Annotated in this window: 19 protein-coding genes; all 19 read right to left on the bottom strand. The window is 42.5% G+C overall.

Going from position 1 to position 26426, the window contains the following annotated elements; all coding sequences use genetic code 11:
* Positions 1 to 9: 9 nt before the first annotated feature.
* Entirely contained in the window at positions 10 to 942 is a 933-nt protein-coding gene (locus CS948_RS13985) for an ABC transporter ATP-binding protein (protein ID WP_099292327.1), read from the bottom strand.
* Positions 943 to 1170: 228 nt separating this feature from the next.
* Positions 1171 to 3840: a zinc-dependent metalloprotease gene (locus CS948_RS13980; RefSeq protein WP_099292326.1), complete on the bottom strand. Its 2670-nt coding sequence runs from the start codon at positions 3838 to 3840 to the stop codon at positions 1171 to 1173.
* A gap of 63 nt (positions 3841 to 3903) precedes the next feature.
* A complete protein-coding gene (locus tag CS948_RS13975; protein ID WP_099292325.1) occupies positions 3904 to 4782 on the bottom strand; it encodes a hypothetical protein in 879 nt (292 codons plus the stop codon).
* Positions 4783 to 4805: 23 nt separating this feature from the next.
* Positions 4806 to 6212: a RagB/SusD family nutrient uptake outer membrane protein gene (locus tag CS948_RS13970; protein ID WP_099292324.1), complete on the bottom strand. Its 1407-nt coding sequence runs from the start codon at positions 6210 to 6212 to the stop codon at positions 4806 to 4808.
* A gap of 26 nt (positions 6213 to 6238) precedes the next feature.
* Positions 6239 to 9838 (bottom strand): SusC/RagA family TonB-linked outer membrane protein, encoded by a 3600-nt coding sequence (locus CS948_RS13965; protein ID WP_255302020.1) that lies wholly within the window; start codon positions 9836 to 9838, stop codon positions 6239 to 6241.
* A gap of 78 nt (positions 9839 to 9916) precedes the next feature.
* On the bottom strand, positions 9917 to 11071 hold the full coding sequence (locus CS948_RS13960) for a FecR family protein (RefSeq protein ID WP_176555064.1): 1155 nt from the start codon (positions 11069 to 11071) through the stop codon (positions 9917 to 9919).
* A gap of 83 nt (positions 11072 to 11154) precedes the next feature.
* On the bottom strand, positions 11155 to 11706 hold the full coding sequence (locus tag CS948_RS13955; protein WP_099292322.1) for an RNA polymerase sigma factor: 552 nt from the start codon (positions 11704 to 11706) through the stop codon (positions 11155 to 11157).
* Between the two features lie 93 nt (positions 11707 to 11799).
* Positions 11800 to 12732, bottom strand: coding sequence for a ribonuclease Z (locus CS948_RS13950; protein ID WP_099292321.1), 933 nt, complete (start codon positions 12730 to 12732; stop codon positions 11800 to 11802).
* Positions 12732 to 14597 carry a 30S ribosomal protein S1 gene (rpsA, locus tag CS948_RS13945; RefSeq protein ID WP_176555063.1) on the bottom strand — a complete coding sequence of 622 codons (1866 nt, stop codon included), beginning with the start codon at positions 14595 to 14597 and terminating at the stop codon, positions 12732 to 12734. The genes CS948_RS13950 and rpsA overlap by 1 nt, the downstream gene beginning before the upstream one ends.
* Positions 14598 to 14782: 185 nt before the next feature.
* On the bottom strand, positions 14783 to 15421 hold the full coding sequence (locus CS948_RS13940; protein ID WP_099292320.1) for a DUF6266 family protein: 639 nt from the start codon (positions 15419 to 15421) through the stop codon (positions 14783 to 14785).
* Between the two features lie 29 nt (positions 15422 to 15450).
* Positions 15451 to 16074, bottom strand: coding sequence for a DUF6266 family protein (locus CS948_RS13935; RefSeq protein ID WP_099292319.1), 624 nt, complete (start codon positions 16072 to 16074; stop codon positions 15451 to 15453).
* A 13-nt stretch (positions 16075 to 16087) separates the two neighbouring features.
* Positions 16088 to 16675, bottom strand: coding sequence for an N-acetylmuramoyl-L-alanine amidase (locus CS948_RS13930; protein WP_099292318.1), 588 nt, complete (start codon positions 16673 to 16675; stop codon positions 16088 to 16090).
* 44 nt (positions 16676 to 16719) lie between these two features.
* Positions 16720 to 17091, bottom strand: a complete 372-nt coding sequence (locus tag CS948_RS13925; protein WP_099292317.1) for a 3TM-type holin — start codon at positions 17089 to 17091, stop codon at positions 16720 to 16722.
* Positions 17092 to 17260: 169 nt separating this feature from the next.
* On the bottom strand, positions 17261 to 17647 hold the full coding sequence (locus CS948_RS13920; protein WP_099292316.1) for a LytTR family DNA-binding domain-containing protein: 387 nt from the start codon (positions 17645 to 17647) through the stop codon (positions 17261 to 17263).
* A 108-nt stretch (positions 17648 to 17755) separates the two neighbouring features.
* On the bottom strand, positions 17756 to 19969 hold the full coding sequence (locus tag CS948_RS13915; RefSeq protein WP_099292315.1) for a peptidase domain-containing ABC transporter: 2214 nt from the start codon (positions 19967 to 19969) through the stop codon (positions 17756 to 17758).
* A 4-nt stretch (positions 19970 to 19973) separates the two neighbouring features.
* Positions 19974 to 21329: a radical SAM protein gene (locus CS948_RS13910; RefSeq protein ID WP_099292314.1), complete on the bottom strand. Its 1356-nt coding sequence runs from the start codon at positions 21327 to 21329 to the stop codon at positions 19974 to 19976.
* 7 nt (positions 21330 to 21336) lie between these two features.
* Positions 21337 to 23628, bottom strand: a complete 2292-nt coding sequence (locus tag CS948_RS13905) for a hypothetical protein (protein WP_099292313.1) — start codon at positions 23626 to 23628, stop codon at positions 21337 to 21339.
* A gap of 108 nt (positions 23629 to 23736) precedes the next feature.
* A complete protein-coding gene (locus CS948_RS13900) occupies positions 23737 to 24000 on the bottom strand; it encodes a hypothetical protein (RefSeq protein ID WP_099292312.1) in 264 nt (87 codons plus the stop codon).
* A 107-nt stretch (positions 24001 to 24107) separates the two neighbouring features.
* Positions 24108 to 26396: a carboxypeptidase-like regulatory domain-containing protein gene (locus CS948_RS13895; RefSeq protein WP_099292311.1), complete on the bottom strand. Its 2289-nt coding sequence runs from the start codon at positions 26394 to 26396 to the stop codon at positions 24108 to 24110.
* Positions 26397 to 26426: the final 30 nt, after the last annotated feature.

Genomic DNA, 26426 nt, shown 5'->3' with positions numbered 1-26426 from the left:
TTCTCGATTTTAATGTTTCTTACTCTTGGCGGACAACTCGGCGAACACGTTATCCATAGAACTCTTCTCGGCACGAATCTCCAGCAATTGCCAGTTGCGAGCCACGCTTGTTTCCACGATCTTGGTGATCGCCTCGCGGGAGTCCGAGAAATTTACCCGGTAATTCATGCCACCCGTGTTCTCGGCATCCACCACCCCGGGCAATACCTTTAGTTCCTCCGCCGAAGGCATTGACGCCAAAGTCACGAATATCGTGCTGGGAACAATATAATTGTCAAACTCCTCCACCGTGCCGGAAAAGACTACCTGTCCTTCCTCGATCATCCGTATATAATCACACGTCGCCTGTACCTCCGACAGAATATGCGTCGATAGAATCACCGTTCTATCCTCACCGATCTCTTTTATCAAGTGGCGTATCTCAATGATCTGATTCGGGTCCAAACCGTTCGTCGGCTCGTCCAGCACCACGAATGCCGGATTGTGAATAATCGCCTGCGCAATACCCACCCGCTGCTGGTAACCACCCGACAAGTTACGAATCAACCGCTTCCGGAAATGGCCTACCCCACAACGTTCCATTACACTTTTTACCGCTCCCGCGACTTCGTCTTCCGGAATACGACGGATATTCGCCGTGAACGCCAGAAACTCCTCCACCGTCAAATCACCATACAACGGGGGCTTCTGCGGCAGGAAACCGATATGCTTTTTTGCTTCTACCGGATTGTCACGCATGCTCACGCCCTTGATGTAAACGTCCCCCTCTGTCTGCTTCAACACCCCGCACATGATATTCATCGTGGTTGATTTCCCCGCCCCGTTAGAACCGAGCAAACCATAAATTCCATTTTCCGTTATCTCGAAATTAATATCCCGGATAGCCCATTGAACACTGTATCGATGGGACAGATGTTCTACTTTTACGATTGATTTTTCCATACAATATTGTTTTGAGTAAAAAATTATCACACTTTTTTCCACACGTATAGAATACCCGAAAACAAAAATGGTATTATCAATATCAGTATTAAATCAAAACCGGGAGCAATTTATTTATCTCAAATCTGAATTCATTTTCACAATACAACACCCCTCGTTACCATATAGTCGATAGACAAAGGTCGTGCCAGACAGACACGACCTTTCAAACACAAAAACATTTTATATCTATTTGAAAAACTTATTCAATTTAATCAATAATCCCTCGTAATACGCCTTATCATCACGGTGAGCCGTGGCAACTTTTCCTTTTACCAAATCACGCACTTTTCGTAGCATCACGATATTATAGTACCCGAGTTCACTGATAGCGTCCACGAAAACCGTATTTTGAAACGGTGATACATAACGTCCAAAATTATTATCAAACAAGGCACATGCCACGGAACCTTTCCCGTAACGTGCTTCAATTTGCTGCAACTGTTCATACCATATTTTTGATACTCCGGATTCATCCAAACCATAAGCTCGTATCTCATCCAAAGAAGGTAATGGCGACATTTCCGACGGGACGAAACGCAAATCGTTCGTCAAAGCAGCCATACACCCTCCACCACCAGCACTAAATCCGGAAAGCAGAAATGCATTCTGTAAAGCTTTTTCGGTTGTTGTTAATTTCCGCCCTTGTATTGTAGGAGCAAATATCTTCAAGTATAAATCATCGTAATATTCCCGAACCGAGTAAGGCACTTTTTCTTTTGAAACGTGCGAAGAGAGGGTTACATTCGTTGCCAATGTCGACAAAAAGGAATATGAAACCCGATTAATTATATTAGCTGATGCACTTATATCCAAATCAAATTTATCGGATAATTGCGGGGCATTAATCCATTCACTGTGAAGTAACTCGTTTATTACCCAAGCTAATGATTCTTTTTGTTTTTTGCGTTCCAATGCCCTTACCGGCTCCCCGTCCGTCCCGTCTTTCACTTGTGTCAGGTATATACCTCCTACCTGATACAATACGTTCATCAAATAACGGAAATATTGTTGCTGAATCTGCAAATAAATCCCGGAACGATATCTCAAATCCTCGTCGTCCTTGATCCATTCATTCATATTTTCAAGAATATACTTTAAATTCTTGATACCGTACGTTCCTGCCTTTACGGGATCGTCACCCAAATCCTCCTCAAAAGCACTGGGGTCGTAACGATTACTTATCTGTTGCCGTCCATAACGATAGTAAGGATCTCCCGCTTTCTCGTCAATCCATTTTTCAGCGATAGCGGCTTCTTCCCACATATCCTTGGCTTGAGGAATCGGACTATACAACCACTTGATAACATACTCGTCATACACGCCCAGCCCCGGGGGTGTCAATTTCACCCCTTTGTCACCGGGTTGCGCCACGTAATTAAAACGAGCGTAGTCCATAATGGAAGCCGTCGTCCCGTATTCACGAGTGAAACTTGCCGAACGTAAAGAATCCACCGGTATAGCTGCCGACCCTGCCATATTGTGCATCAATCCTAACGTGTGCCCGATCTCGTGGGCGATCACGTAAGCTATCGATTCGTCCATAACATCCTTCGGCATCTTTTTCGCCCGAACTCTGGAATCTACCTGTGCGGTCTGCACGAAACGCCAATTATTAATCAACTGTATAATATTATTATAGACGATAACCGAAGCGTTAACAATCTCTCCGGTTGTCGGATCCACCCAAGAAGGCCCCATAGCATTAGCGTCCGGAGTAGGCAAATAACGCAAGCAAGAATATTTCAGGTTATCCGGATCAAAACTCGGGTCATTCACGGGGAAATCACGAACTTGAATCGCATTCTTGAAACCGATCTTCTCGAAAGCTTGATTCCAGATCAAAACACCCGCTTTGATCGGTTCTCTCCACTCATCGGGAAAAGCGTCATCCACGTACCACACGATCGGCTTCACGGGTTCCACCAACTCACCACGCTCCCACGCCTTGATGTCTTTCGGTTCTAAACGCCAACGATTAGCTAGATTATATAAACGTAATCCATCCTCTGTCTGCGAAATTTCTCGAAAGGGAAGAGTCCCGTTTTCGTGACTACCGTTATAAGTCGGAAATATTCCTACACGAGAATCTTGAACACGAGGATTCATTTTCTTTTCCGGTAATAAAAGCATTGAGATAACCGAACGGGTTGAAACTTTTCCCAAAGACGCTTTAAAAATAGCGAACTCCATACCGATCTGCACCTCTTGGTTTATCTCCACGGAAACATTATCCTCGAAAGCTTTTACTTTCCCGAAGAACGAGGATTCTTTCATAAGGGTATTTTTAAACATACCGGTATATCCTTCAGGAGAAAGTTCCGGGTTATTATTTAAAAGTTCCGTCACGTCAATTACCACCGCCGTGCTATCGATATTATAAGCCGCAACAGGGAAACGCTTGTATAAACGCGGGATGAAATTTCTTTCCACAGCTTTACGAGCCCAAGCCTCATCCGTGCCTCGTGAATAAGCAACATTCTTCTTATTAAAGAAAACAGTAGAGTCCTGTATCACGACTTCCAGCAACATCGGGTTCTGATACTTGAATCCCAAATTCACGAACATCGGTTCGGAAGTTGCCGATACTGTACCTCCCAACAATACATCCCGTCCCATGTATTTTAACGGATATTCGAAATAAATCTTACCTCCAATCTTATGTACGGTTACAAAATCGCCTTTAGCAGTCACCACATTAAGCTTTTTTAACAACTCATCATACTTACTTTTCTTTTTAACTACCTCTTCACTTTTTTGTTCTGTTTTGTCTTTTTTCCTCTTTCTATCTGCCCCAAATGTAAGCATACAAGGAGCCATTATTGCTAGTATTAGCAATAGCACATAAAATTTTCTCATTTCCTAAAATTTAAGATTTAAACATACAATGATTTATTTCCAATATATCATAGAAACACATTACTATTCGGTTACCGCATTTGCATCCCCTATCCTTTGTATATCAAAATTGAACTTCTCTAAAAAATAATTCCTCAGAATATCATATTTCTTTTTTACCAGAGGATACGTCAAATCTTCAGCCCACTCCTCCGAAGTCCGGTTGCGCATTCCACTTAAAAAAGCATCCAGATCGGCACTTTCACTTAGAGTTGAAGAAGGCCATGGGTCTTGCGTACTCCATTCCGTACCTTTGCTATCAGCAACAAAACCTCTCTCTCGGGCATAATTCCAATTCGTTGGATCAGAACTAGCCTTACCGTAATAATTACTTACACCATAAAACTCCCCGGGAATATCAAATTTTGAAAGCCAACTTCCCCAAAGTTTGGATTGTAAATCATTTTTAAAAGCAACCTTATCCGCTTGAGTCATATTCTTCACCTCCTCCGAACAATGACTGACGACCATTTGAGTCTGAACAACACGGCTATTCATCATCGTTTCAGCTCCCGTGAAAGACACATATTTCAAGGTTGAGGTCAGAAATATCTTGTAAGGCATAAATTTCTCATGAAATTCTGCCGGATAAAATCTAAACCAACATTCTCCCAATAGATCCAAAACATTTCCCGCGTATAGCGGATTCGGCTGAGTATACTCGTAATCGCCCCAAGTATTATTCACGTCCACCTGCAACCATTTCAAATCCGCTTCTATATACTCGTACAAAACAAACGTCCCGTATTTATCATGCAAATCCACGATACGGTCATCCGCGGGAGAATTTCCTTGCGGTAAAGTATATTCCTGTGTCAACGAAGGTATTTCCCCCAACTTGCTATCCTCGGCACAAGCCAACATTCCCAGTGCCACAAACATCAACCAATATATCTTTTTCATACTACATCATTTTTTTAATCTTGTCATTCTTCAACCCCCGATCTCTTGGGTTCGTAAGCCGAAGCATTTTGCTCCAGTCTAACGTTATTTCGTATTGCCTCATTGGGTAGAGGAAGCGTGTACAACGGGTCTTTCTCACGCAACGTGTATATTACCCACGGATCGCTTTTTCGATAACGATATCTATGTGTAATAGAAGGCATCCCATAACGACGTAAATCAAACCACCGTTGCTCGTCAAAACACAATTCCAAACGTCGTTCCAAACGTACTTCCTCCAACAAATTTGCCGGGACATTCTCTATATTCGTGTATCCCGTAATCCGGTTACAGCGCACCTCGTTCAAATCCGCCAAAGCCTCACCCGTCATCCCCTTTTGCACGTAAGCTTCCGCACGATTCAAATAAGCTTCGGAAATCCGAACCGTATTCACGGGAGTAGCGGATCCACTCATCCAATCATAATCCTTTTTTAATAAACGATTGGTCGAATATTCGCCCATATCAAACCACATCCCGGGTCGACAATCATTTTTATCATACCTTGAAAGAAGATCAGCCGAGGGACCAAAAAACTGGATATTCACTCCGACACCATAAATCCATTCTACTTCCGAATGATCGTAAGAACACATGAAAAAGTTACTCCCGCTAAATTTCGTGTAGTCGGTCAAGCCTTCGGAATATTGAATAGCTTTATTCGCTGCCACGATCACGCTATCCCATCGTTCCATATGTAAATATACCCGGGATAACAAGATATTAACCGTCGGTAAATTAATACGGTAATTTCCCCTTCGTTTCGGGTATTTTTCAAACAAAGCTGACGATTCTCTTAAATCTTCTACGATCTGCATGTAAACCTCTTCTACTGTATTTCGGGGCATCCCATTCTCCTCTATATCAGCGGAAAGCTTAAGAGGAACTCCCAATGCTTTTTTATTATAATTATAAGGTTCACCAAAGGTATTCACCAACATAAAATAATAGTACCCCCGCAAAGCCAAAGCCTCCGCTTTCACCTGATCACGAGCCTCGATCTCCCCTCTTGCTTTGTCAATTCCATCCAAAACAGCATTAACACCCATGATACGAGAATATGTACTAGTGTAAGTTTCCCAATTAGTCCGAATAACTTCTTCACTCTCCCACATATCCGGTTGCCAAGATTGAAAACCATAAGAAGCCATCACATCGGACAACTCATCATAATACTCTGATTCATAATATTCAATATCATCATCCAAAAAATAAAGATTTGCATACTGTACATAAGTAACATACCCGGAGCCCAATAGAAATTCATCAAAATCCGATACCGTTGTCACGATCACCTCGTCTTGAGATTTCTTTTCCAAAAAATCGGAACACCCCATCGGGATCAACACCCCGATTAAACTCATTATCTGTAATATTCTAAATATCTTCATGTCCTATCATTTTAAATTTCCAACTACTAAAATGCTATTTGTATAGACAAAGAGGTAATCCGACGAGCCGGCCAATTCCCTGTTTCCGGGTCCAACCCGTCCCATTTCTTGTCGAAAACCCATATAAACGGATTCGTCATACTCGCTTTTACCTGCATACGTTGGATATATAACCGTTTCAACCACTGGGGATTCAACTCGTAGGCCAACGAGAGCGAACGACAACGGATAAAATCCGTGTTCGCCACCAGTTGATCCGATAAATTATACAAATGATAAAGATTCTCCAAGGTACTCGTTGACTCTGTAGTTACAGGTATATCTATTTTCTCATTTCCAAGCCCCGGCAAGGAAGGTATACTCGTCCGTGCCTCGTCTCCTTGTGTTTTCCAACGATTTATCAATTTCCGGGAAACATTCTGTTCCGGCATCGGAAGACCATTCACCTGAACAGAGGCTCCCGGATATAACTCGGGCAAACGTCCATGCCCTCCCCATTGTACCGCGAACAAAGCGTACAGTGACCAACTTTTGTACTTGAACATGGTATTCAGTCCACCGGAAAAGTCCGGCGTAAACTTCCCGGATTCGACTAAAAAATCCAAAGCACTGTCAGCACCCTCGATATCCATATTTTTGAACAGCGGTCGACCATCCTCGGAATCCAATTTATCAAATTCATAAGAATAAAACGTCGAAAACGGTCTACCGTTCACAATACTTGTCCCGTTGAGATAATCACTCAATTGATTCACTCGCTGATTCTTTTCCACTTTATTACGGGTAACCGAAGTATTCAATGAAAGATGCCAACTAAAATCCTTCGTTTGCACGGGAACAACCTCAATCACGAAATCATACCCATAATTCTTCATATTAGAACCGGACACCACGCTATTTCCCATTCCATTCTCGTAAGGAACATTACGCGAAGCGAGTACATAACTCTTTTTATCAAAATAATTGAACGTGAAATTCAATCGTCCTTTCAACAAGGAAGCATCCACTCCGAAATTGTACGTTTTCGTCTTTTCCCATCCAAGCTCCGGATAGGGCAACGATTTCACTTCCATAATATACGATTGATACAAATGATTCAGTGTCCCGGTCGAGGCAATCAAATAAGGAGATACCGAAGGTACCGCGTTACCTTGATAACCGTATGAACCGTATAAATCCAAATTATTCAACCACCACCAATCACTTGCGAACACCTCTTGTTTCACTCGCCATTTCACCCCAGCAGACCATGTAGGTTCCACCCGTTTATTTTTATCTTGGGAAAATCGGTTCGATGCATCCAAACGGGCATTCAGATTCACCACGTAACGATTATCATACGTGTAAATAGCTGAAGCATACTCGCTCAACTCGTTCTCGAGCCGATTGATTACAGAAGCACTTCCTGTTGCAATCGTCATGTTATCCATTGTGCGGTTTCCGTTTAAATAAGTGGCGGGAGGCACGGCAAAAGTCTCTCCCCGTTCCGGCAAATAACCATAACGTTTCGTTGTTTCACCTTTTGTTTTTACAGAATTCGTTTCTATCCCAAGTTGTAAGGTCAACCGATGTTTATCCTGAAATAAACGGTCATACACCAAACTATTCCGAACGGTAATCGTCGTCGTGTTTACCAAATCCATTTCCAGCAACCCGCCAAAAGGCAGTGGAGACGATTTCATTTCCGTGCTATTCGCTTGAACTGTCCCGAATTCGTAGCCGCGCATCTGTGTGATATAAAACGAACGCTCACTGGCATACTTCTTTGAATTAGCAGAAGATGAAGTATAGGAAAACAATCCTTGATATTCCAACCCGGGCAAAAGTTTCCACTTCAAATCGATCGTTGTTCCCCAAGTTCTCGTGCTGTTTGAACTCCCCGTGTTATCCAACTCATTCAGAATATTATAATCATATACATCTTTATTCGGCATTGCATAACTAGCGGTCCCTCTTTTTCCGTGATAATATAATGAACCATCCTCGTTGTATGCCGGAATAACCCGGGTCGTATTGTAGGCATAATTAAAAGGATCTACCCCGTAAGCAAAACCGTCGACCTCCCGGATCGTTCCTTTCAACAACAAATTAGCAATCAGACTCTCCCCGAAAACAGCCGTCGTGTTTGAAGTGGCGGTAAACGAAGTAACCTCATTCCCTTTTGCCTCTCCTTTTTCTTCCGTGAAACTAAAAGAAGTCCTATTCATCAATTTTTCAGATCCTCCGCTAATACTGATTGCATGAGAATGATTAAATGAATTCCGGAATAACAACTTAAACCAATCCGTATTTTGGCGTGCCATTTTCTGGTATTCCTTATCCATCTCCTCCACCGTAATTTCCTTATTTGTCAATTTCTGTACCAACCCGGCGTAACCGATAGGCAAAATTCGGGAAGTATACTTACGATGTTCACCATATATATCTTTCGAAAATTGCATATGCTCGGCTGAATTCATCCGGTCATACAACCCGTAACGAGGACGTTGCCCGATAGAAAAACTACCGTTATAATTCACGGCAAGTTGCCCTTGCTTCGCTTTCTTTGTCGTGATCACTATCACGCCATTCGCCGCCTTTGAACCGTAAATTGCAGTAGCGGAAGCATCCTTCAGCACCGTGATCGTCTCTATATCATACGGATTCAACCAAGAAATTGCGTTCCCCGCCAATTGCCTGATGTCATCGGCATCCATCGTGAACTTCGTGTTATCATCCGAATTGAAAGGCTGAGGATCCCGTTGTACTACCCCGTCGACCACCCAGACCGGTTCTTGACTCCCCAACAACGTGGAAGTACCCCGTACTCGGATTTTAGACGTCGCCCCGACCTGTCCGCTTGTATTCCTTACCAACATTCCGGGTACAACACCTTGCAACATCTGGTCAATAGAAGAAACTCCGGCCATCATCACCTCGGCAACTTTCACGTTGGTAGACGCACCCGTGTAATTCCCCTTTGACACGTTACCGTATCCCGTTACCACAACATCTTCCAATGTCTCGACGTCTTCCTGCATTTGAATTCGGTATTCCGTTTTTCCCTCCACTAAACGCAGATACTGAGTTTTCATCCCCACGAAAGTAACTACTAACGTATCAATTCCCTCTACAACATTCAACGAAAATTCCCCATTCGTGTTTGTTGCTGTCCCGACCGTTGTTCCCTTGAATAACACCGTTACTCCCGGGAGCGGCTCTTTATTTGCATCAGTAACCCTTCCTTTGATCATTCTGGAACGTTTCTCTTGTCCATTTTTATCCTCCGTTGGCACTCGCTTGATAACAACAATTTCATCTTTCACGTCATACATGAAACCGACTTTATCTAACACCCCCCGCAACACCGTTTCCCACGGTTCTCCTTTAGCAACGACAGAAATCGGCTCCATACCCTTAAACAGAGAGGAATTATACAAGAAATTCAACCCGGTCTTCTCTTTCATCACCTCCACGAATTTCTCCAATTTTACCTTTTTCAAATCCAAGGAAATAGTGTCTTGTACGTTTCTCGCCCCATATCCCGAGAAACTTCCCAATGACAGTACCATTGTTAAACCCAGCACGTGAAAAAAGCTTCTCCATTTAAAAAGCCATTTCCACTTCAAACATTGATTTTTTTTCATATATTTGTAAATTACTTGTTAAGATGAGATAATGGGCTGCGAACCTGAGAAATTTGTCGTCCGTTATCTCGTTTTAGTTTATTTATATAAAATCACGTGATTTCTTTCCACCCGATACTTCAAATCCCCCGTGCGGGATAAAGCGTCGAAAAATACATTAATATCATCATAACGTTTCAAATTACCTGTAAATAACAGGCTTTTCAGACTTTTATCTTCAAAAAGAACGGATATATTATACCATCTCTCCAAGGTATTCATAATATCAACCAGTTTTTTATCCCGGAACACGTATATCCCGTCTTTCCACCCTACGAATTCGTCCACGTTCACCTCCTGTTTCCGCGTTTTCCCGTCCTTAGACGATACCACCTGCTCCCCGGGCTGAATAACCAACGGTTCACCTGCTCCTGCCGTCACACTTACCTTTCCTCTTACCAACGTGGTATAACCTTCCGGCTGGTCGACATAGGCATTTATCCCGAATGCGGTACCTAAAACCCTCACGTCCCCAAAAGAAGTCTTCACGATAAAAGGTTTCTTGTCTTTCGCTACTTCAAAAAAAGCTTCCCCTTCCAAGATAACCTCCCGTTGTTCGCCAGCAAAAGACACCGGATATTTAAGCTTGGTTTCCGCGTTAACCCATACCTTTGTTCCGTCATCCAACGTAATAATACACTCTCCGCCCCTTGGAACCTCTAACTCGTTATAAACGATCTCCGTGGTTTTTATTTCTGTATTATAAAAAATCTCCCCGTTCTTGTATTCAATACGGGCTCCTTTTTCTTTCAACACCCGTGTACTTGTTTCCGCTATCATTACGGCACTCCCGTCTGCCAACGTCAATCTAGCCCGTTTCTCTCCGGCCGGGATAATATTCGAAGCAACAGGCAATCCTTTCTCGTCACCATTCTTCTCACCCGATGTCATCCACAACATGATACCTAAAGCAATCACCCACACGGCAGCGACAGCCGCTCCCCAACGGATCATTCTGACTCTTCTGGCTCGATTTATCTTCTCTTTAAAAACAGTATACCCTTTCTTACCGGAATAATTCTCGTATTCGACAAACTGCTTTTTCAGATACACGGGATCACTTAATTGCCCGTACACCTCTTGCATTTCCGGATTATCCAGCAATTGTCCCAACTCCTTTTGCTCTCCTTCTTCCAAATCTTCCAGCAAAGATTTTCTAATCAAAGAAGCATCATCATATATATTTTTCTTCATCATCATCTGTTATCATCTCGTTATGTATCTCTATAATACATAACTCTCGATTTCAGATGACATGACCAGCCATTTTTTTCCAATTAAATTAAAAAAAGACAGACAGAATCTTGAAGTTTTGAACGCAACGACTTGAAACCACGACTTTTATGCGTTTTCACGGTATTTACACTTATCCCTAATTTTTCCGCGATCTCATCCCACGAATATCCCTCGATACTCATTAGAATCACTTTTTTCTGTTCCGGCGGCAACTGTTCGATATACATATATAATTGCCTTGTAACCTCTTCCCGAACAGTCAAAGCATATACATCATCAACGGTCGACTCTTCCGTTGCTCCTATCGAATTCAAAATCGTATCATGAATCTGATTATTCCGTACAAACACCAATGCGTTATTATAACATGCCCTGTACAAATAACGGGTCAAATCCTGCAAAGATTCGAATTTCTTATCCGAACTCCAAATGGCGATAAAAACTTCTTGTACTAAATCTTCTGTACTCTCCGATCCCTTCAATATCCGGTTCACGTACACACACAATGCCGCATAAAAATGCTCATAAAGACTTGCCCAAGCCTTTTCATTTTTACGATTCACTCCGGATAAAATCAACTCTTCATCTATCATGCTGCCCAAATTTCACACCATTAGGACAAATATACGAAATAACATCAAAATCCAAACCGAACAAATCAATTATCATGAAAAACATTTCCAGCCTTACCCTCGTTTCGCCACGGGTAACTCGAATACAGCCCCGTCATAACACAAATCCGTGTTCGGGAAAATCTCCCGGGCTTGTTTCAACAAAGGGGTAGGATCGGGATAACGGGATGAAAAATGTCCCAGCAGGAGGTGCTTTGCTTCGGCAAGTAGAGCCATTCGCGCCGCTTGCCCCGCGGTACTGTGGAATGTTTCTTTAGCTAAATCTTCAAACTCGTTCCCGTAAGTGGATTCATGATAAAGTAAATCCACACCTTTCACGTGTTCGGCAAAACACTCCCGGAACAACGTGTCAGTCATGTAAGCGTAAGATCGGACGGCAGGCGGAGCCATCGTCAAGCGGCAATTAGCGATTACCTCTCCATCGGGAGTCACGAAATCCTCGCCCTTTTTCAGCCGGTGCATGAAAGCCACCGGCACTTGGAAAGCATCCGTCATATCCCGGCGAATCGTTCTTTCCCGTTCTTTCTCGGTAAACAAAAAACCTGTCACGGGAGCATCATAACGATGCTTCAAAGGAAAAGTACGCACGGTCAACGCTTTGTCTTCATAAATCAAAGCGGGTTCCCGTTCCAAATGATGAAAAATCAAGGGAAAATTCAAACGGGTATTCATCACTTTCAACTGAAACTCGATAATCTCTTGCAAACGCTTGTCCGAGTAAACGTGCAATTCGGCTTTCCTGTCCTGCAAAGAAAGACTGGACAACAAACCGATCAGACCGAAAAAGTGATCCCCGTGCAAATGGGAAATAAAAATATGATTGATCTTGTTATACGGCACCTTAAAACGCCGCAATTGCTGCTGGGTTCCCTCTCCGCAGTCAATAAGAAAGTACCGCTCAAGTACATTAAGCACTTGAGCGGCAGCATTTCGTTGAAGCGTGGGTACGGCAGAACCGCACCCTAATATAGTTAGCTCAAACTTCACTAGTTATTATTCTTTTCTTCTTCTTCTCTAGCTTCCATTTGGTCTTTCAAAGCAGCCAACTCGGTGATGTCACCCAAAGTGGTTTTCTCCAGTTTCTCTTTCACTTTCTTCACTGCTTTTTTAGTTGCGCTAGCCTCATCTTTCTTCTTCGCGTTATCGGTAGCTTTCTGCTCGTCTTCGAAAATACGAGAGTGAGAAAGAATGATTCTCTTGGCACCCTTGTTGAATTCGATCACCTTGAACGGCAATTTCTCGTCAACCTTAGCCTGAGAACCGTCTTCTTTTACCAAGTGGCGAGGAGTTGCGAATCCTTCTACGCCATAAGGCAACGCGATAACGGCACCCTTATCGAAGATTTCGGTAATCGTACCTTCGTGGATAGAATCAACCGTGAAGATGGTTTCGAATACATCCCAAGGATTCTCTTCCAATTGCTTGTGACCTAAGCTCAATCTTCTGTTATCCTTGTCAATTTCAAGAACAACTACATCGATATCGGCTCCAATCTGGGTAAACTCAGCCGGGTGTTTCACTTTCTTCGTCCAAGACAAATCAGAGATGTGGATCAAACCGTCAACACCTTCCTCGATCTCAACGAATACTCCGAAGTTCGTGAAGTTACGCACGATAGCTTTATGTTTCGTGCCAACAGCATACTTCTCTTCGATATTTTGCCACGGGTCGTTTTTCAATTGCTTGATACCCAAAGACATCTTTCTCTCGTCACGATCCAAGGTAAGAACTACAGCCTCTACCTCATCTCCTACTTTCATGAAATCTTGAGCGGAACGCAAATGTTGTGACCATGACATCTCTGAAACGTGAATTAAACCTTCAACGCCCGGGGCAATCTCAACGAAAGCACCATAATCAGCCATAACAACTACTTTACCTTTCACGCGATCGCCAACCTTCAAGTCTGCGCTCAAAGCATCCCACGGGTGCGGAGTCAATTGTTTCAAACCGAGAGCGATACGTTTCTTCTCGTCATCGAAGTCAAGAATAACAACGTTCAACTTCTGGTCTAATTCCACGATCTCGTTCGGATGATTTACGCGACCCCAAGAAAGGTCGGTAATGTGGATCAATCCGTCTACGCCACCCAAGTCGATGAATACCCCGTAAGAAGTGATATTCTTAACGGTACCTTCAAGTACCTGTCCTTTTTCAAGTTTGGAGATGATGTCTTTCTTCTGTTGTTCCAACTCAGCCTCGATAAGAGCCTTGTGAGATACAACAACGTTTTTGAACTCTTGGTTGATTTTAACCACCTTGAATTCCATCGTTTTCCCAACATAAATATCATAGTCACGAATCGGCTTAACATCGATCTGAGAACCCGGTAAGAATGCCTCGATACCGAATACATCAACGATCATACCGCCCTTCGTGCGACATTTAACAAATCCTTTGATAATCTCGTCGTTTTCCAACGCAGCATTAACACGATCCCAGCTACGCAAAGCTCTTGCTTTCTTGTGAGAAAGAGTCAACTGACCTTTTTTGTCTTCTTGAGTCTCAACGTAAACTTCTACTTTATCCCCCACTTTCAATTCCGGATCGTAACGGAATTCATTCAATGAAATGATACCGTCTGACTTGTAACCGATGTTTACAACGACTTCTCTCTTGTTCATTGAGATAACAGTACCTTCAACAACTTCTTTCTCAACTACTGATGAAAGAGTTTCAGCATACCTGTTCACTAATTCTTCTTTTTCAGACGCGGGGATTACATCATCATTCGCGTAGGCTTCCCAATCGAAATTGTCATCAGCCTCGGCACTTGTAGTTGCTACCGGAGCAGCTTTCTTGGTTTCTTCTTGTGCAAGTTCCACTTGCATTTCTTTTTGTTCTTCAGTCATAATAATAAATGCTTGTCCTCTAATAAATTAGACATTATATTTTTCTAATACGGGCGCAAAAGTACAAATAAATATTAACCCCGACAAACAAAATGCACTGAAAAATAACGAAATATCAAAATCTTAGAATCCCAGAATCATAAATCGTAAATTCCCGCGAGCCTCTCGACTCGCGGGAAAAAACTCTATTCCGGTCGAACCGTCACGCTATTCGACGCCTTTCGCTTGTCCTTCGACAACATGAAAGCGTAAAACACGAGATTCTCTTTACTCCATCCCTCGTCCAGCGCGATCGATGTTGAGCCTGCTTCCTTGCGGTTCCTGCAAGGTTCCACGATCATCTCCTTCTTGGTCTTCTCGTAAATCACCACGTGCAACACGTCCGTCGGGTTAGCTACCGTGTTCCACCGAGTTTGAGCCTCCTGTGAAACCATCACCTTGCCGTTCTCCTCGTCCACCGTGATAGTCACTTTACCGTTTTGCAAAGAACCGGCGGCACACTTGAGTTTTTCGAAATCAATCGTGGGCTCGTAATTCTCGTCCACGGTTACTGCCGCCATGTTCGATGACACGAACGCGTTATAGAACGTGCTTCCTCCCTTGCGTCCCGGGAAACCAAGGGCTGCCGCCGGGGCAAAATACCGGGAAACCTCTTCCAGTGCCTTCAACTTCGCCCGTTGCGTCAATTGCGCGGGCGTCCGCGGGTTGCGCACCGTGTTTCTCTTGCCTCGCGCGATACTGTACCCGTTCGCCCCGGCATACATCGTCACGTTAGCCACTGATTTTCTCACGTCTCCCAACAAAAATGATTTAAATAATGCCATAATCTCAAATTTTAAAATAAAACATATATTCATAACACGAAATGTAAATTCTCCGAGAAATCATCTCTCCCCGCTGACCCGAAGAAACAATAAAAATGCACCTTCCCCCTCTCCTCGGTCGTGAGTTCTACTTCGGCAATTTCATTCTCCCGGGTCGCCCCGGTTTCTCCCGGTTCGATAATCCGAAAATCCTTGTCCTCCGTCATCACCACGCACCACAATTCGTCTGCCAGCCGCTCATCGCTCAACATCTTCTCATTCCTCCACGTCAACCGAACCTTATCACCCTCCCGGCACGCTTGTAAATCATGGGGCAAACCCAAACTTCCCAAGCTGAAACGTACCAGATCATACAGCAATGCAGTCCCGTTAAACGCCCGGATATTAGCCTGCACGAAAAGATTATACGCCGATCGGTTCTTTCTCTGCCCTACTGCCTGCCACACGAGAGCCAGCAATGTCTGTCGGACAACCCCGTAAAAGGTGGCAGTTCCCCGCATTCTTTCCCGGTAGTATAATTGCAATTCCGAGCGACAATCTTTTACTTCTGCTGGGGAGGCTCTCGCGTAAAACTCCCCTCTCATCTTGTAATAAATAACGTTCCCCACCCGTCCCGAGAAACGATTGAATCCTTTTGACTGATAACGAGCCATAACTACCTCCTTTTTAATATGTAAAACCTAATTTCTTTTTCAACTCGCCAAAAGGGAAAGCCGGTCCCGGGTCTACCTTTCGTGAAGTGATATCCGAATGCCTCACGAGATATTTAATCCTATACCTCTCTTTTAGCAAGCGACAAACCTCTTCCAGAATTTTAAACTGCCCCTCGGTAAACAGATGCCAGTACCTCGCTCTCCCTTCTATCTCGGTCGTGTACACCTGCTCGGGAGAATATTCCCGCCCGAAATACGAGTAATACCTGTCGCCCACCCGTTGCAACTCCCCGGCGTTATCCAACTCTATGCCGATCGAACAATCATTCAAGTTCACTCTTCCGGCATGGTAGCTCTTCCCCGCGTGCCACGCTTTCAAGTCAAAAGGCAGTAACTGGAATATCTCCCCGTCCCGACCGATCACTGCGTGAGCCGATACTCCCGTGTCCGGTCTGCACAGGTAAAGAACAGATGAAACAGCATCAGCACCACCCGTACCATGTAGCACGATCGTGTCTACACGTGATAACTTCACGTTACATTTTGAACACCGTAAATACTTCACGTTATCCCCGAACAACAAATTGTCAATAATTTCCATAACAGATAAAATTTTAGATAAAACAACAACTCCCGCCCGGCATTTCATTTCCGTTTCCGGGACAACAGGCTACCGGTAATCTGTTCCCCGCTTCTCCCGATCACGTACCCGCCTACCCCGATCTCCAGTAAATCCCAAAAGCGGGAACTGTCGGACAACATGGGCGATCCCGTGAATACTCCCAGCACTACCAACAACGTGAGCACCAGCATCACGATCGGGCGCCACGACCGTTGTAACCAATTTCCCCGCATCTCGTCACCCACCGCCGCCGACTGTTCACGCACCAGCTCACTTTTGTAACGATACACCAGAGATTGAATCTCCTCTTGTATCTTCTGTTTTTCTTTCGAGGAAACCGACAGGCGATTCACGATATTCCCCAGTTCCCGAATCACGTTTTGCAATACTCCCATACTCTATATTTTTTAATTATATCCCAAAGATACACCACGCACCCACCCTTTACCAACTTTATTACCCCGGCTTCGCCAACTATTATCCCGATTATCCGAAATTGCATCCCCATGCCTCACCTGTCGGCAAGGCATCCCACAAGACAGGTTTATTTATTTGTTCAAATAATCACGACTTATTCCCACATTTTTTCCTTCTCAATGAATCCAAAAAATGAAAATAAGCATACAAATTCTCCTTGTATGGCGCACTGATCGGTAACATCTTCTCCCCGATACATACCGAGTTTCCGACAAAACCGTCTACAAAACGAAGATTCACGATATAACTGCGGTGTATCCGCATAAACCACTCTTTCGGCAACATCTGTTCTACCGACGCCATCGGGTGCACCACGGAAATCCGGGATTTTCCCTTCCGGTAAATATCACTATAACATCGGTCAGCCTCCACCCACAGTATCTCCGAGTAATAACATTTTCGCTGAAAATCCCCTTGACGCACGAAAAATCCAAAGGGATCATGATGATCTATACTATTATCTATTTTATTCATAAGACTTCTTATTTTTATGTCTTATGAAACGCCCTCCCCGACAGGCTAAAAGAATATTTTCAAGAAACCGAATATCCCCTACCTTAATTTTCCTTCATCAAGTTGTAATCATCCCAATTCAATCTGGTTCCTCACCAATTCATAATAATATCCCTTTCGGGCAACCAATTCCTCGTGTTTCCCCTCCTCCGCCACCGCCCCGTTTCTCAAAACAACAATCTTATCCGCCTTCTTAACCGTGCTTAAACGATGCGCCACCACGACTACCGTGCGTCCTTTAAAGAACCGGTTCAACTTCTCCTGTACCCGCTTTTCCGTCGAAGTATCCAGTGCGTTCGTTGCCTCATCAAAAAAAAGGAATTCCGGATCCCGGTAGACCGCACGTGCTATCAATATGCGCTGCTTCTGCCCTTGGCTCAAACCGTTCCCTTCTTTTCCTATCCGCATGCTATACTTTTGGGGCAACCGTTCGATAAACTCGTCTATATCCGCCAATCTCCCGGCATCACGCAATCTCTCTTCGTCTATTTCCTCATCCTTAATCCCGATATTCTGGGCTATTGTATCAGAAAAAAGGAATCCCTCCTGCATCACGGCAGCACAACGTTTCCTCCACTCGTACGAGTTTATATCCTCTAAATCCGTTTCCCCTACTTTGATTCTTCCTTGTTGCGGTCGATAATATCCCAATAACAATTTTACCAATGTCGTTTTTCCGCTCCCGCTCTCCCCGACAATAGCAGTTGTCTTATTGTACTCGAAACACAGATTCAAATCGCGCAATATCGGCACGGCATCCGGTCCCAAATAACTAAAGGACAAATTCTCAATCCGGATATTTTTATCCGCCAACGGTAAAACCGTCTGTTTCCCTTCGTTCAGTTCGTCTTCATCTTTCCTCAAATGCACCTCCCGTAGGCGTTCCATGCTCAACCGGGCGTCTTGATACCCGTGGATTTCCCCGATAAAATTCTGAACGGGTGCTTTCAACTGCCCGATGATATAAGTCAACGACATCATCATCCCCAACGTGATATTATCGGTAATCACTAATTGGGCTGCGTACACGAACAGGCAAATATTCACCGCGTTTGAAATAAAAAACGCCCCGGCATTCTGCACCTGTTCCAAAGAAAGCCCCTTTATACTGATACGGAATAATTCCGCTTGAATATCCTCCCATCTCTGTCGCATTTTCCCCTCGCAACCATTTAACTTGATCGCCTCTGCCCCCTCGATGATTTGTATCACGTTAGACTGATTCTTTGCCGCCTCGTCAAACCGTCTGAAATCCAGTTCCCGCCTCTTACGCAAGAACAATAACACCCACCCCACGTAAACAGCGTGTCCGAGCAAGAAAAACAACAGAATATATAAATTATAATAGCCCAAAACGGAAGAAAACACCAGAAAACCCAAAAAAGAAAACAACATCTCCACCGTTGACACGGTAAAAAAAGATTGTATCCGTTGATGATCGTCCATCCGTTGCAAGATATCACCCGTATTCTTGGAATCAAAAAAACGAATCGGCAATCTCAACATCTTCGTGATAAAATCCGCCACCAAATCAATGTTTACACGTGTTGTCACGCGTAACAAAATACGATTCCGGATAAAATCCACCGCCAGCATACTCAACGACAACATCAGCTGTGCCAACAATAGCAACATAACAAAATTCAGATCCCGATTCCCGATCCCCACGTCGACCACAGCCTGCGTGATAAAAGGAAATATCAACTGTATCACCAGTCCCACCCCCATACCAGCGATCACCTTTGCCAATAATTTGGTATGAGGTCGGACATATTTACGGAAATAAAACATCCCAAACCCCTTTTCCCTGTTAGCGGCGGACGAATCCTGCCATCCGGCAGTCGGAACCAGTAATAAAGCAATCCCCTTTTCCCCGTTTTCCTCTTCCGTTTCCCATCCCTCCCTGAACTCGCCGATCGTGTAACGAATAATCCCGAATGCTGGGTCTCCGACAACAACATATCCTTTCCATCCTTTCTTCGTTTTCCTCGCCTTGACTCTATACACCACGACAAAATGCCTCTGTTTCCAGAATACAATACAGGGAAATATTCCTCCTGCCATCAGATTTTCAAAACTCGTTTTCACGGCGCTGCTTCGAAACCCAAATTCTCGTGCCGCCGAATATATCCCCAACAACGAAACTCCCGTCTTGTTCGCGTAACACAAATCCCGGACTTCCGAAAAGTCAAGATAACGACCGTAATAAGCACCCACCATTTTCAAGCAGGCAGGTCCGCAGTCCATCAAATCCATTTGCCGGGAAAAAGGATACCTTTTCATATATTCATTTTTCTGACTTATCGAGAGTTTGCACGTTTTTCTCGGTAAGATATTTCATTTTATTGCGATAATAACCCACGATCACCTGCTCGGGAGCCGCCTCCACGAAATTCAAGTAACACACGCCCCGGCTATCACTCCAATTGTTCTCCTCCATCTTTTGGGAACAAGGTCCCATGCATAAAGGCAGATACCGACAAGCCAAGCAGGTTTCATTTTCAAACGTTGCCCGCCCGTAACGACTGGACATTTTATCTACATCCCAACGAATAATCCCTTCTTCCGTCAACTCTCCCATCACGTATTTATCGTCATATCCCCGGGCTGTACACCGATACACCTTCCCGTCATAATTCAGTTCGCAATGGTACAACCGATCCGTGTAACATTTATGTGTCAATCCGATAGAAAATGCGGGAAGTATCCCTTGCTGGTTATACCCCAAATCGCAACACATATCAAACCAGAACTTCAACTGTGCGTTTTCCCCTTCTTGTTGAGGTGAGGTTTGCCACACTCTTTGAAAATCAATATGAACTCGCTTCCGGTATTTAGTGTTAATCCGTTCGAAAATCTCCCGTAAATCACATATTTCCAATGTCCGATTGTCGTAATTAATTCTTACGGTGATATTCACGTTCTCAAACCGAGCAAGCAACACGTTGATATTTTTAATAATCCGTTCAAAAGAGGGCTTTCCGTGTTCATTTCTAATCTTATCATGCCTCTTTTTGTCTCCGTCAAAAGTGATTTGAAAATCGAATAAATTGATCTCTCCCATTTTCTCTGCCATATCCGGGGTGATCAAAGATGCGTTGGTCGTTATTGAATTAAAAAACGGGATACCCGCTTCCTCGCATATCTTTTTCCCGTGAAGGGAAATCGGGTAAACAATTTCATCAAAATAGAGTAACGGTTCACCCCCGAACCACGACAAACTCAACGCTGTAATCCGCTCTTGCTCCACCATGTATTTTATATGCTTCAATATCCTCTCCATCACCTCCCCGCTCATCCGTCCTTGGGGATGTTCCTCGTAACAATACCAACAACCGAAATTACACTCCAGTGTCGGGTTAATCACTAACATATAATTCTTATCAGAGAATACCGCTTCCTTATTCCGTAACAACAAGTATTTCACCTCATCCTTGTCTTCCGGCACAATAAATCCCCAATTCAAAAAACGAGCAAACACCGAAGGATATTTCCGTTCAAACTCATCCGGCTCTTTCAGCAAAGACTGCATTTTCTCATGCTCCTGCTGACTTAAAGAGAATACCTCATTGGATATTCCGTTAAAATAAATCACCCGGTTTCCTTCCGGGATAAAATAATTGTATTTGCTCAATTTATTCATTACCAAATCATTTTAAAGTATTTATTCCTCTATCCGAATCCTCGTTTTTCACCCGTTGCTCATAACCTTCTTTCTGCTTTCCCCAAGAAAAGTAATAAGACAATTTCAATGCAAATATGTTACGAGTACTTATACTCCAACGACTCGAAGAAATCCACTCGTTACATACCTTCTGCTGATTTACTTTGTAATCTTGACCTAAAAAACCACACATTCCGACACCTAAATCCAAATTTTGAAATTTGTATGTCAACCAAATAAGATCTGTTTTCCTACCATAACTACGAGTTTCTCCGTTCATTCCATTGCCCTCCTCTCCCATGGAAAAAGAAAGCATCCAATTTTTGTACATACCATATATATCAAAAGAATAATCGAAGAAAGAAGTTTGATGTTTATATTTTTCTCCTTTACTGACAACATCATGATAGGCAAACGAACCATTAACTAATAACCAATTAGCAATCTTCCAGTGCATCCAATACGTTAAGCTAATATCTCGCCAATCCCCTTGATTATCCCATCTATAAATGAATCGATTCGTTTCTCTATCAGTTACATAACTTATATAATTTCGTATATTAATATATTCAGTTTGTACCTGAAGATTTAATGCCCCGTAATCAAATTGTCCACTTAATAGATGTCTGACTTTCTGGGCTGATTTCAAATGAAAATTTCCTTGGGTTACAATTCGGTCATCAATGGCATATTCTGATTCATCCATCTGACTCAACGTGGGAACAATAGACTCTGTTTCAATGCCATACATCACTCCTTCATGATCCGAAAAATGATAAGCTAATTCCCCGTGAAGCATATACTCCCATTCCGTTTTTGACAATCCGGTTTCACCGTTTTGTATACGATAAAGTTCCCCTTGTGCAAAAAACGTCCACGAATTCAAATTCGTCATCGTAGACAAACATCCCGCCGTTATATGTTGGCTTAAACGACTTTTTTGATTCATAAACACGTAATCATTATTTACGTCAAACCACGCGTGTTTCAATGCTAAAGTCAACAAGGTCTGTGTTCCTCGCCTCTCGTAATATACTATCCCCATCAACGAGTATTTATCCCCTTCACGGGAAGAATTCAAATTATCTAATAGTTGACCATTTTGCGCGTATATCATCGTGTTTTCAACCCGGGTATCATGATACGAACCTACTAGATCGAACACAAGTGTTGAGTTACCTTTAAATTGTCTTTCCAGATACAAATCTAACGAGGAAGACTTCAACTTCTGACCGGAAGAATCCCTGAGCCTCAAGGGAACATTCTCTCCTTTTACTTCATAATTGTATATACTTGTACGTCCCGGATCATTCCTGATTTCCCCTTTCAATGTGCTGCTAAAATAATATTTGTCTTGTTCCCGGTTATTGAAACTTAGTTTTATCTCGTTAATATTCATTTTCCAAGGATTATCCTCGCTTTTTCCCACACGCTCGATAACTTGTTCCGGGAAACGATAAATACTCCGGTTTTCTTCAACGAATTCACGATCGACAAAATGATTGTTATAATATAAACCGAACTCCGACCGCCCATGATTTTTCTTCAAAAAGAAGTTTGCATGACGAGTATATCCTCCCATAAAATTCGTATACCCCACTCCTGCCAGTCCTCCCGACTCTTTTACCTTTATAACATAATTAATAGCCATAACCACCTCCCCGTAACGAATTCCGGGATAATCAATACATTCTACCCGCAGAATCTCTTCCGGTCTTAAAGCCAGTACCTCGGACACTTCCACCAATTTACCGTTTATTGCCAATCCCACGGCGCCATTCATACTTCCCACGGTATTTTCAACCAAACTAACAGTTAGAAAAGGAACGCTCAATTGTTGCAACAAAGTCAATCCATTTGTGGAATACTTTAATTGCTCTCGTGTTGGATAATAAATTCTCCGGTCTTTATCCCGTACGCTTGATTGGCTTAACACCTCGACTTCATCCAATTGATGTTCAAGCGTATCCAACACTATTCGTCCGACATTGAAATCACTTTCTTTTGGAGGTAAAACAAGTATACGGGTTCGATAACCTAAACAGGAAAAAGATAACAAATACCCATCTGTTTTTGCGACATTCAATTTGAAATGCCCGATACGATCTGAAACACAACCGGAAATAACAGTAGAATCCTGTCGTAACAATATCACGTTCACATTTGCCAAAGGATTCATCCCGGAAGAATAAACTTCTCCGGTCACTTGATATTGAGCGTTAAGAATAATACTAAAACCAAAATAAAAGAATAACAATAAAATAATCTTAACCTTCATTGTATAAATAATAAAACAATAAATAAACTACACTTCTACCTACTCATCTTTACAGAAAGAGTTAATCTCAAAGAGGCTTCCACTCCTTATTCAGGAATGGAAGCCTAACTAATAATTATTACAATTCTGCTTTGTTCCACAATCACATTTGTCTTGATTCAGTGTCGTACAAGGACAATTTGTATTTCTACAAAAAAATCTATTAACATTACAATTAATAATATGGAAACCAGTAGTAGCAACCCCACCCATCACCTCTGTCATCATCATCGTTCCCAATGTTTCCTCACTAAACAACTCTAATGTCTCGTCAAAACTCATTTCCAATTCCTTGGATAATTGTTCTCTTTTTTCAATCTCGTTCTTTTTCATAGAATAAATTTTAATCGTTGATAATAAAACATTTAACTCTGTGTATTCCCATTCATCTAACAAGAATACTCTGTTTGAAATTCTGTTAAAACGAATCCCCGATCTCACTATTTTAAAACATCTATTCCTCTATCCGTATCCTCGTTTTTCACCCTTTGGTTATAGCCTTCTTTCTGCTTTCCCCAAGGAAAGTAATAAGACAGCGTCAATGCAAATTGATTACGAACACCTATATTCCACCGATCTGAAGAAATCCACTCGTTACATACTTTTTGTCGACCTATTCTACGATCCAAACCTAAAAAACCATATACAGCTGCTCCTATATTCAAATTTCCGAATTTATATCTAATCGAAAGAAAATCATCTTTTTTAGCATAACTACGAGTTTCCCCATTCAGTTCATTACCCTGCTCTATTAATGAAAAAGAAAGCATCCAACTCTTATATGTACAGTACATCTCAAAAGAATAATCGAAAAAAGAATCTTTGTGTCTATACTCCTCCCCCTTACTGACAATATCATGATAGGTAAACGAACCATTAACTAACAACCAATTGGTAATCTTCCAACGCATCCAATACGTCAAACGAATATCTCGCCAATCTCCTTGATTATCCCATTTATAAACGAATCGATTAGTTTCTCTATCAATCACATAACTTATTTGATCCCATATATTAATATACTCCGCTTGTACTTGAAAGTTGAATGTTCCGTAATCAAATTGTCCACCTAATCGATGTTTGACTTTCTGGGCTGATTTCAAATGAAAATTTCCTTTAGTCACAATCCGGTCATCAATGGCATATTCTGATTTATCCATTTGACTCAACGTGGGAACGATAGATTCTGTTTCAAGGGCATATACGATTCCTTCATGGTCCGAAAAATGATAAGCCAATTCCCCGTGAAGCATATACTCCCATTTTGTTTTTGACAACCCGATTTCACTGCTTTGTATACGATAAAGTTCCCCTTGTACAAAAAACACCCATGAATTCAAATTCGTCATAGTAGACAAACATCCCGCCGTTATATGTTGGCTTAAACAACTTTTTTGATGCATAAACATGTAATTACTATTCACATTAAACCACCCGTGTTTCAATGCTAATGTCGACAAGGTCTTTGTCCCTCGCCTCTCGTAATACACCATCCCTATTAACGAATATTTATCCCCCTTGCGGGAAGAATTCAAATCATCTAATAACTGATCGTTTTGCTCATATCTCATCGTGTTTTCAACCCGAGAATCGTGATATGAACCTACCAGATTGAACACGAATGTTTGGTTACCTTTAAATTGTCTTTCCAGATACAAATCCAACGAGGAAGACTTCAACTTCTGACCGGAAGAATCCCTAAGCCTCAAGGGAGCACTCTCTCCTTTTATTTCATAATTGTAAATACTTGTACATCCCGGATTGCTCTTAATTTCCCCACTCAACGTGCTATTAAAATAATATTTATCCTGTACCCGGTTATTATAATTTAGTTTTATCTGATTACGATTCATTTTCCAGGGATACTCCTTGCTTTTCCCCACACGCTCGATAACTCGATCAGGGAAACGATAAACACTCCGGTTTTCACCAGCTAATTCACGATCTTGAAAACGATTATTATAATGTAAGACGAACTCCGAACGACCATGATTCATCTTAAAAAAAAGATCATTTGAACCATGAAATCCACTTGGATAATCTATAAGTTCCACACCTACCAGTCCCCCGGACTCTTTTATCTTTATAACATAATTAATAGCCATAGCCACGTCCCCGTAACGAATTCCGGGATAATCAATACACTCCACCCTCAAAATCTCTTCCGGTCTCAAAGCCAGAACCTCGGACATCTCCACTAATTTACCGTTTATTGCCAATCCCACAGCACCATTCACACTTTCCACGGTATTTTCAACCAAACTAACGGTTAGAAAAGGAACGCTCAATTGTTGCAACAAAGTCAATCCATTTGTGGAATATTTCAGTTGCTCCCAAGTGGGATAATAAATTCTCCGGTCTTTATCCCGTACGCTTGATTTGCTTAACACTTCGACTTCATGCAATTGATGGGCAAATGTATCCAATACAACCCGCCCGACATTAAAATCACTATCTCTTTGAGGTAAAACAAGTACACGGGTTCGATAGCCTAAACAAGAAAAAGATAGCAAATAACCATCTGTTTTCTCAACATTCAGCACGAAACGTCCGATACTATCAGAAACACACCCGACAATAGCAGTAGAATCCTGACGCAACAATATCACATTCACGTTTGCTAAAGGAGTCATCTCAGGAGAATAAATTTCCCCGGTCACTTGATATTGAGCGTCAAGAACAGTACTAAAAGTAAAGGAAAATAATAATAAAATGATCTTACTTTTCATTATACAAATAATTAATTAATAGACTAAACC

It is taken from the genome of Butyricimonas sp. Marseille-P3923, assembly GCF_900184685.1.
Lineage (GTDB): Bacteria > Bacteroidota > Bacteroidia > Bacteroidales > Marinifilaceae > Butyricimonas > Butyricimonas muris.
This window is presented reverse-complemented; position numbering and strand designations above follow the sequence as displayed.

Excerpts from the sequence above, each read along its gene's own strand:
- CS948_RS13935 (WP_099292319.1), bottom strand. The coding sequence starts at position 16,074 with ATGGCTCGTTATCAGTCAAAAGGATTCAATCGTTTCTCGGGACGGGTG.
- CS948_RS13960 (WP_176555064.1), bottom strand. The coding sequence starts at position 11,071 with ATGAAGAAAAATATATATGATGATGCTTCTTTGATTAGAAAATCTTTG.
- CS948_RS13910 (WP_099292314.1), bottom strand. The coding sequence starts at position 21,329 with ATGAATAAATTGAGCAAATACAATTATTTTATCCCGGAAGGAAACCGG.
- CS948_RS13925 (WP_099292317.1), bottom strand. The coding sequence starts at position 17,091 with ATGGGAGTATTGCAAAACGTGATTCGGGAACTGGGGAATATCGTGAAT.
- CS948_RS13965 (WP_255302020.1), bottom strand. The coding sequence starts at position 9,838 with ATGAAAAAAAATCAATGTTTGAAGTGGAAATGGCTTTTTAAATGGAGA.
- CS948_RS13895 (WP_099292311.1), bottom strand. The coding sequence starts at position 26,396 with ATGAAAAGTAAGATCATTTTATTATTATTTTCCTTTACTTTTAGTACT.
- CS948_RS13905 (WP_099292313.1), bottom strand. The coding sequence starts at position 23,628 with ATGAAGGTTAAGATTATTTTATTGTTATTCTTTTATTTTGGTTTTAGT.
- CS948_RS13980 (WP_099292326.1), bottom strand. The coding sequence starts at position 3,840 with ATGAGAAAATTTTATGTGCTATTGCTAATACTAGCAATAATGGCTCCT.
- CS948_RS13985 (WP_099292327.1), bottom strand. The coding sequence starts at position 942 with ATGGAAAAATCAATCGTAAAAGTAGAACATCTGTCCCATCGATACAGT.
- CS948_RS13915 (WP_099292315.1), bottom strand. The coding sequence starts at position 19,969 with ATGAAAAGGTATCCTTTTTCCCGGCAAATGGATTTGATGGACTGCGGA.
- rpsA (WP_176555063.1), bottom strand. The coding sequence starts at position 14,597 with ATGACTGAAGAACAAAAAGAAATGCAAGTGGAACTTGCACAAGAAGAA.
- CS948_RS13970 (WP_099292324.1), bottom strand. The coding sequence starts at position 6,212 with ATGAAGATATTTAGAATATTACAGATAATGAGTTTAATCGGGGTGTTG.
- CS948_RS13955 (WP_099292322.1), bottom strand. The coding sequence starts at position 11,706 with ATGATAGATGAAGAGTTGATTTTATCCGGAGTGAATCGTAAAAATGAA.
- CS948_RS13930 (WP_099292318.1), bottom strand. The coding sequence starts at position 16,675 with ATGGAAATTATTGACAATTTGTTGTTCGGGGATAACGTGAAGTATTTA.
- CS948_RS13975 (WP_099292325.1), bottom strand. The coding sequence starts at position 4,782 with ATGAAAAAGATATATTGGTTGATGTTTGTGGCACTGGGAATGTTGGCT.
- CS948_RS13920 (WP_099292316.1), bottom strand. The coding sequence starts at position 17,647 with ATGAATAAAATAGATAATAGTATAGATCATCATGATCCCTTTGGATTT.
- CS948_RS13900 (WP_099292312.1), bottom strand. The coding sequence starts at position 24,000 with ATGAAAAAGAACGAGATTGAAAAAAGAGAACAATTATCCAAGGAATTG.
- CS948_RS13940 (WP_099292320.1), bottom strand. The coding sequence starts at position 15,421 with ATGGCATTATTTAAATCATTTTTGTTGGGAGACGTGAGAAAATCAGTG.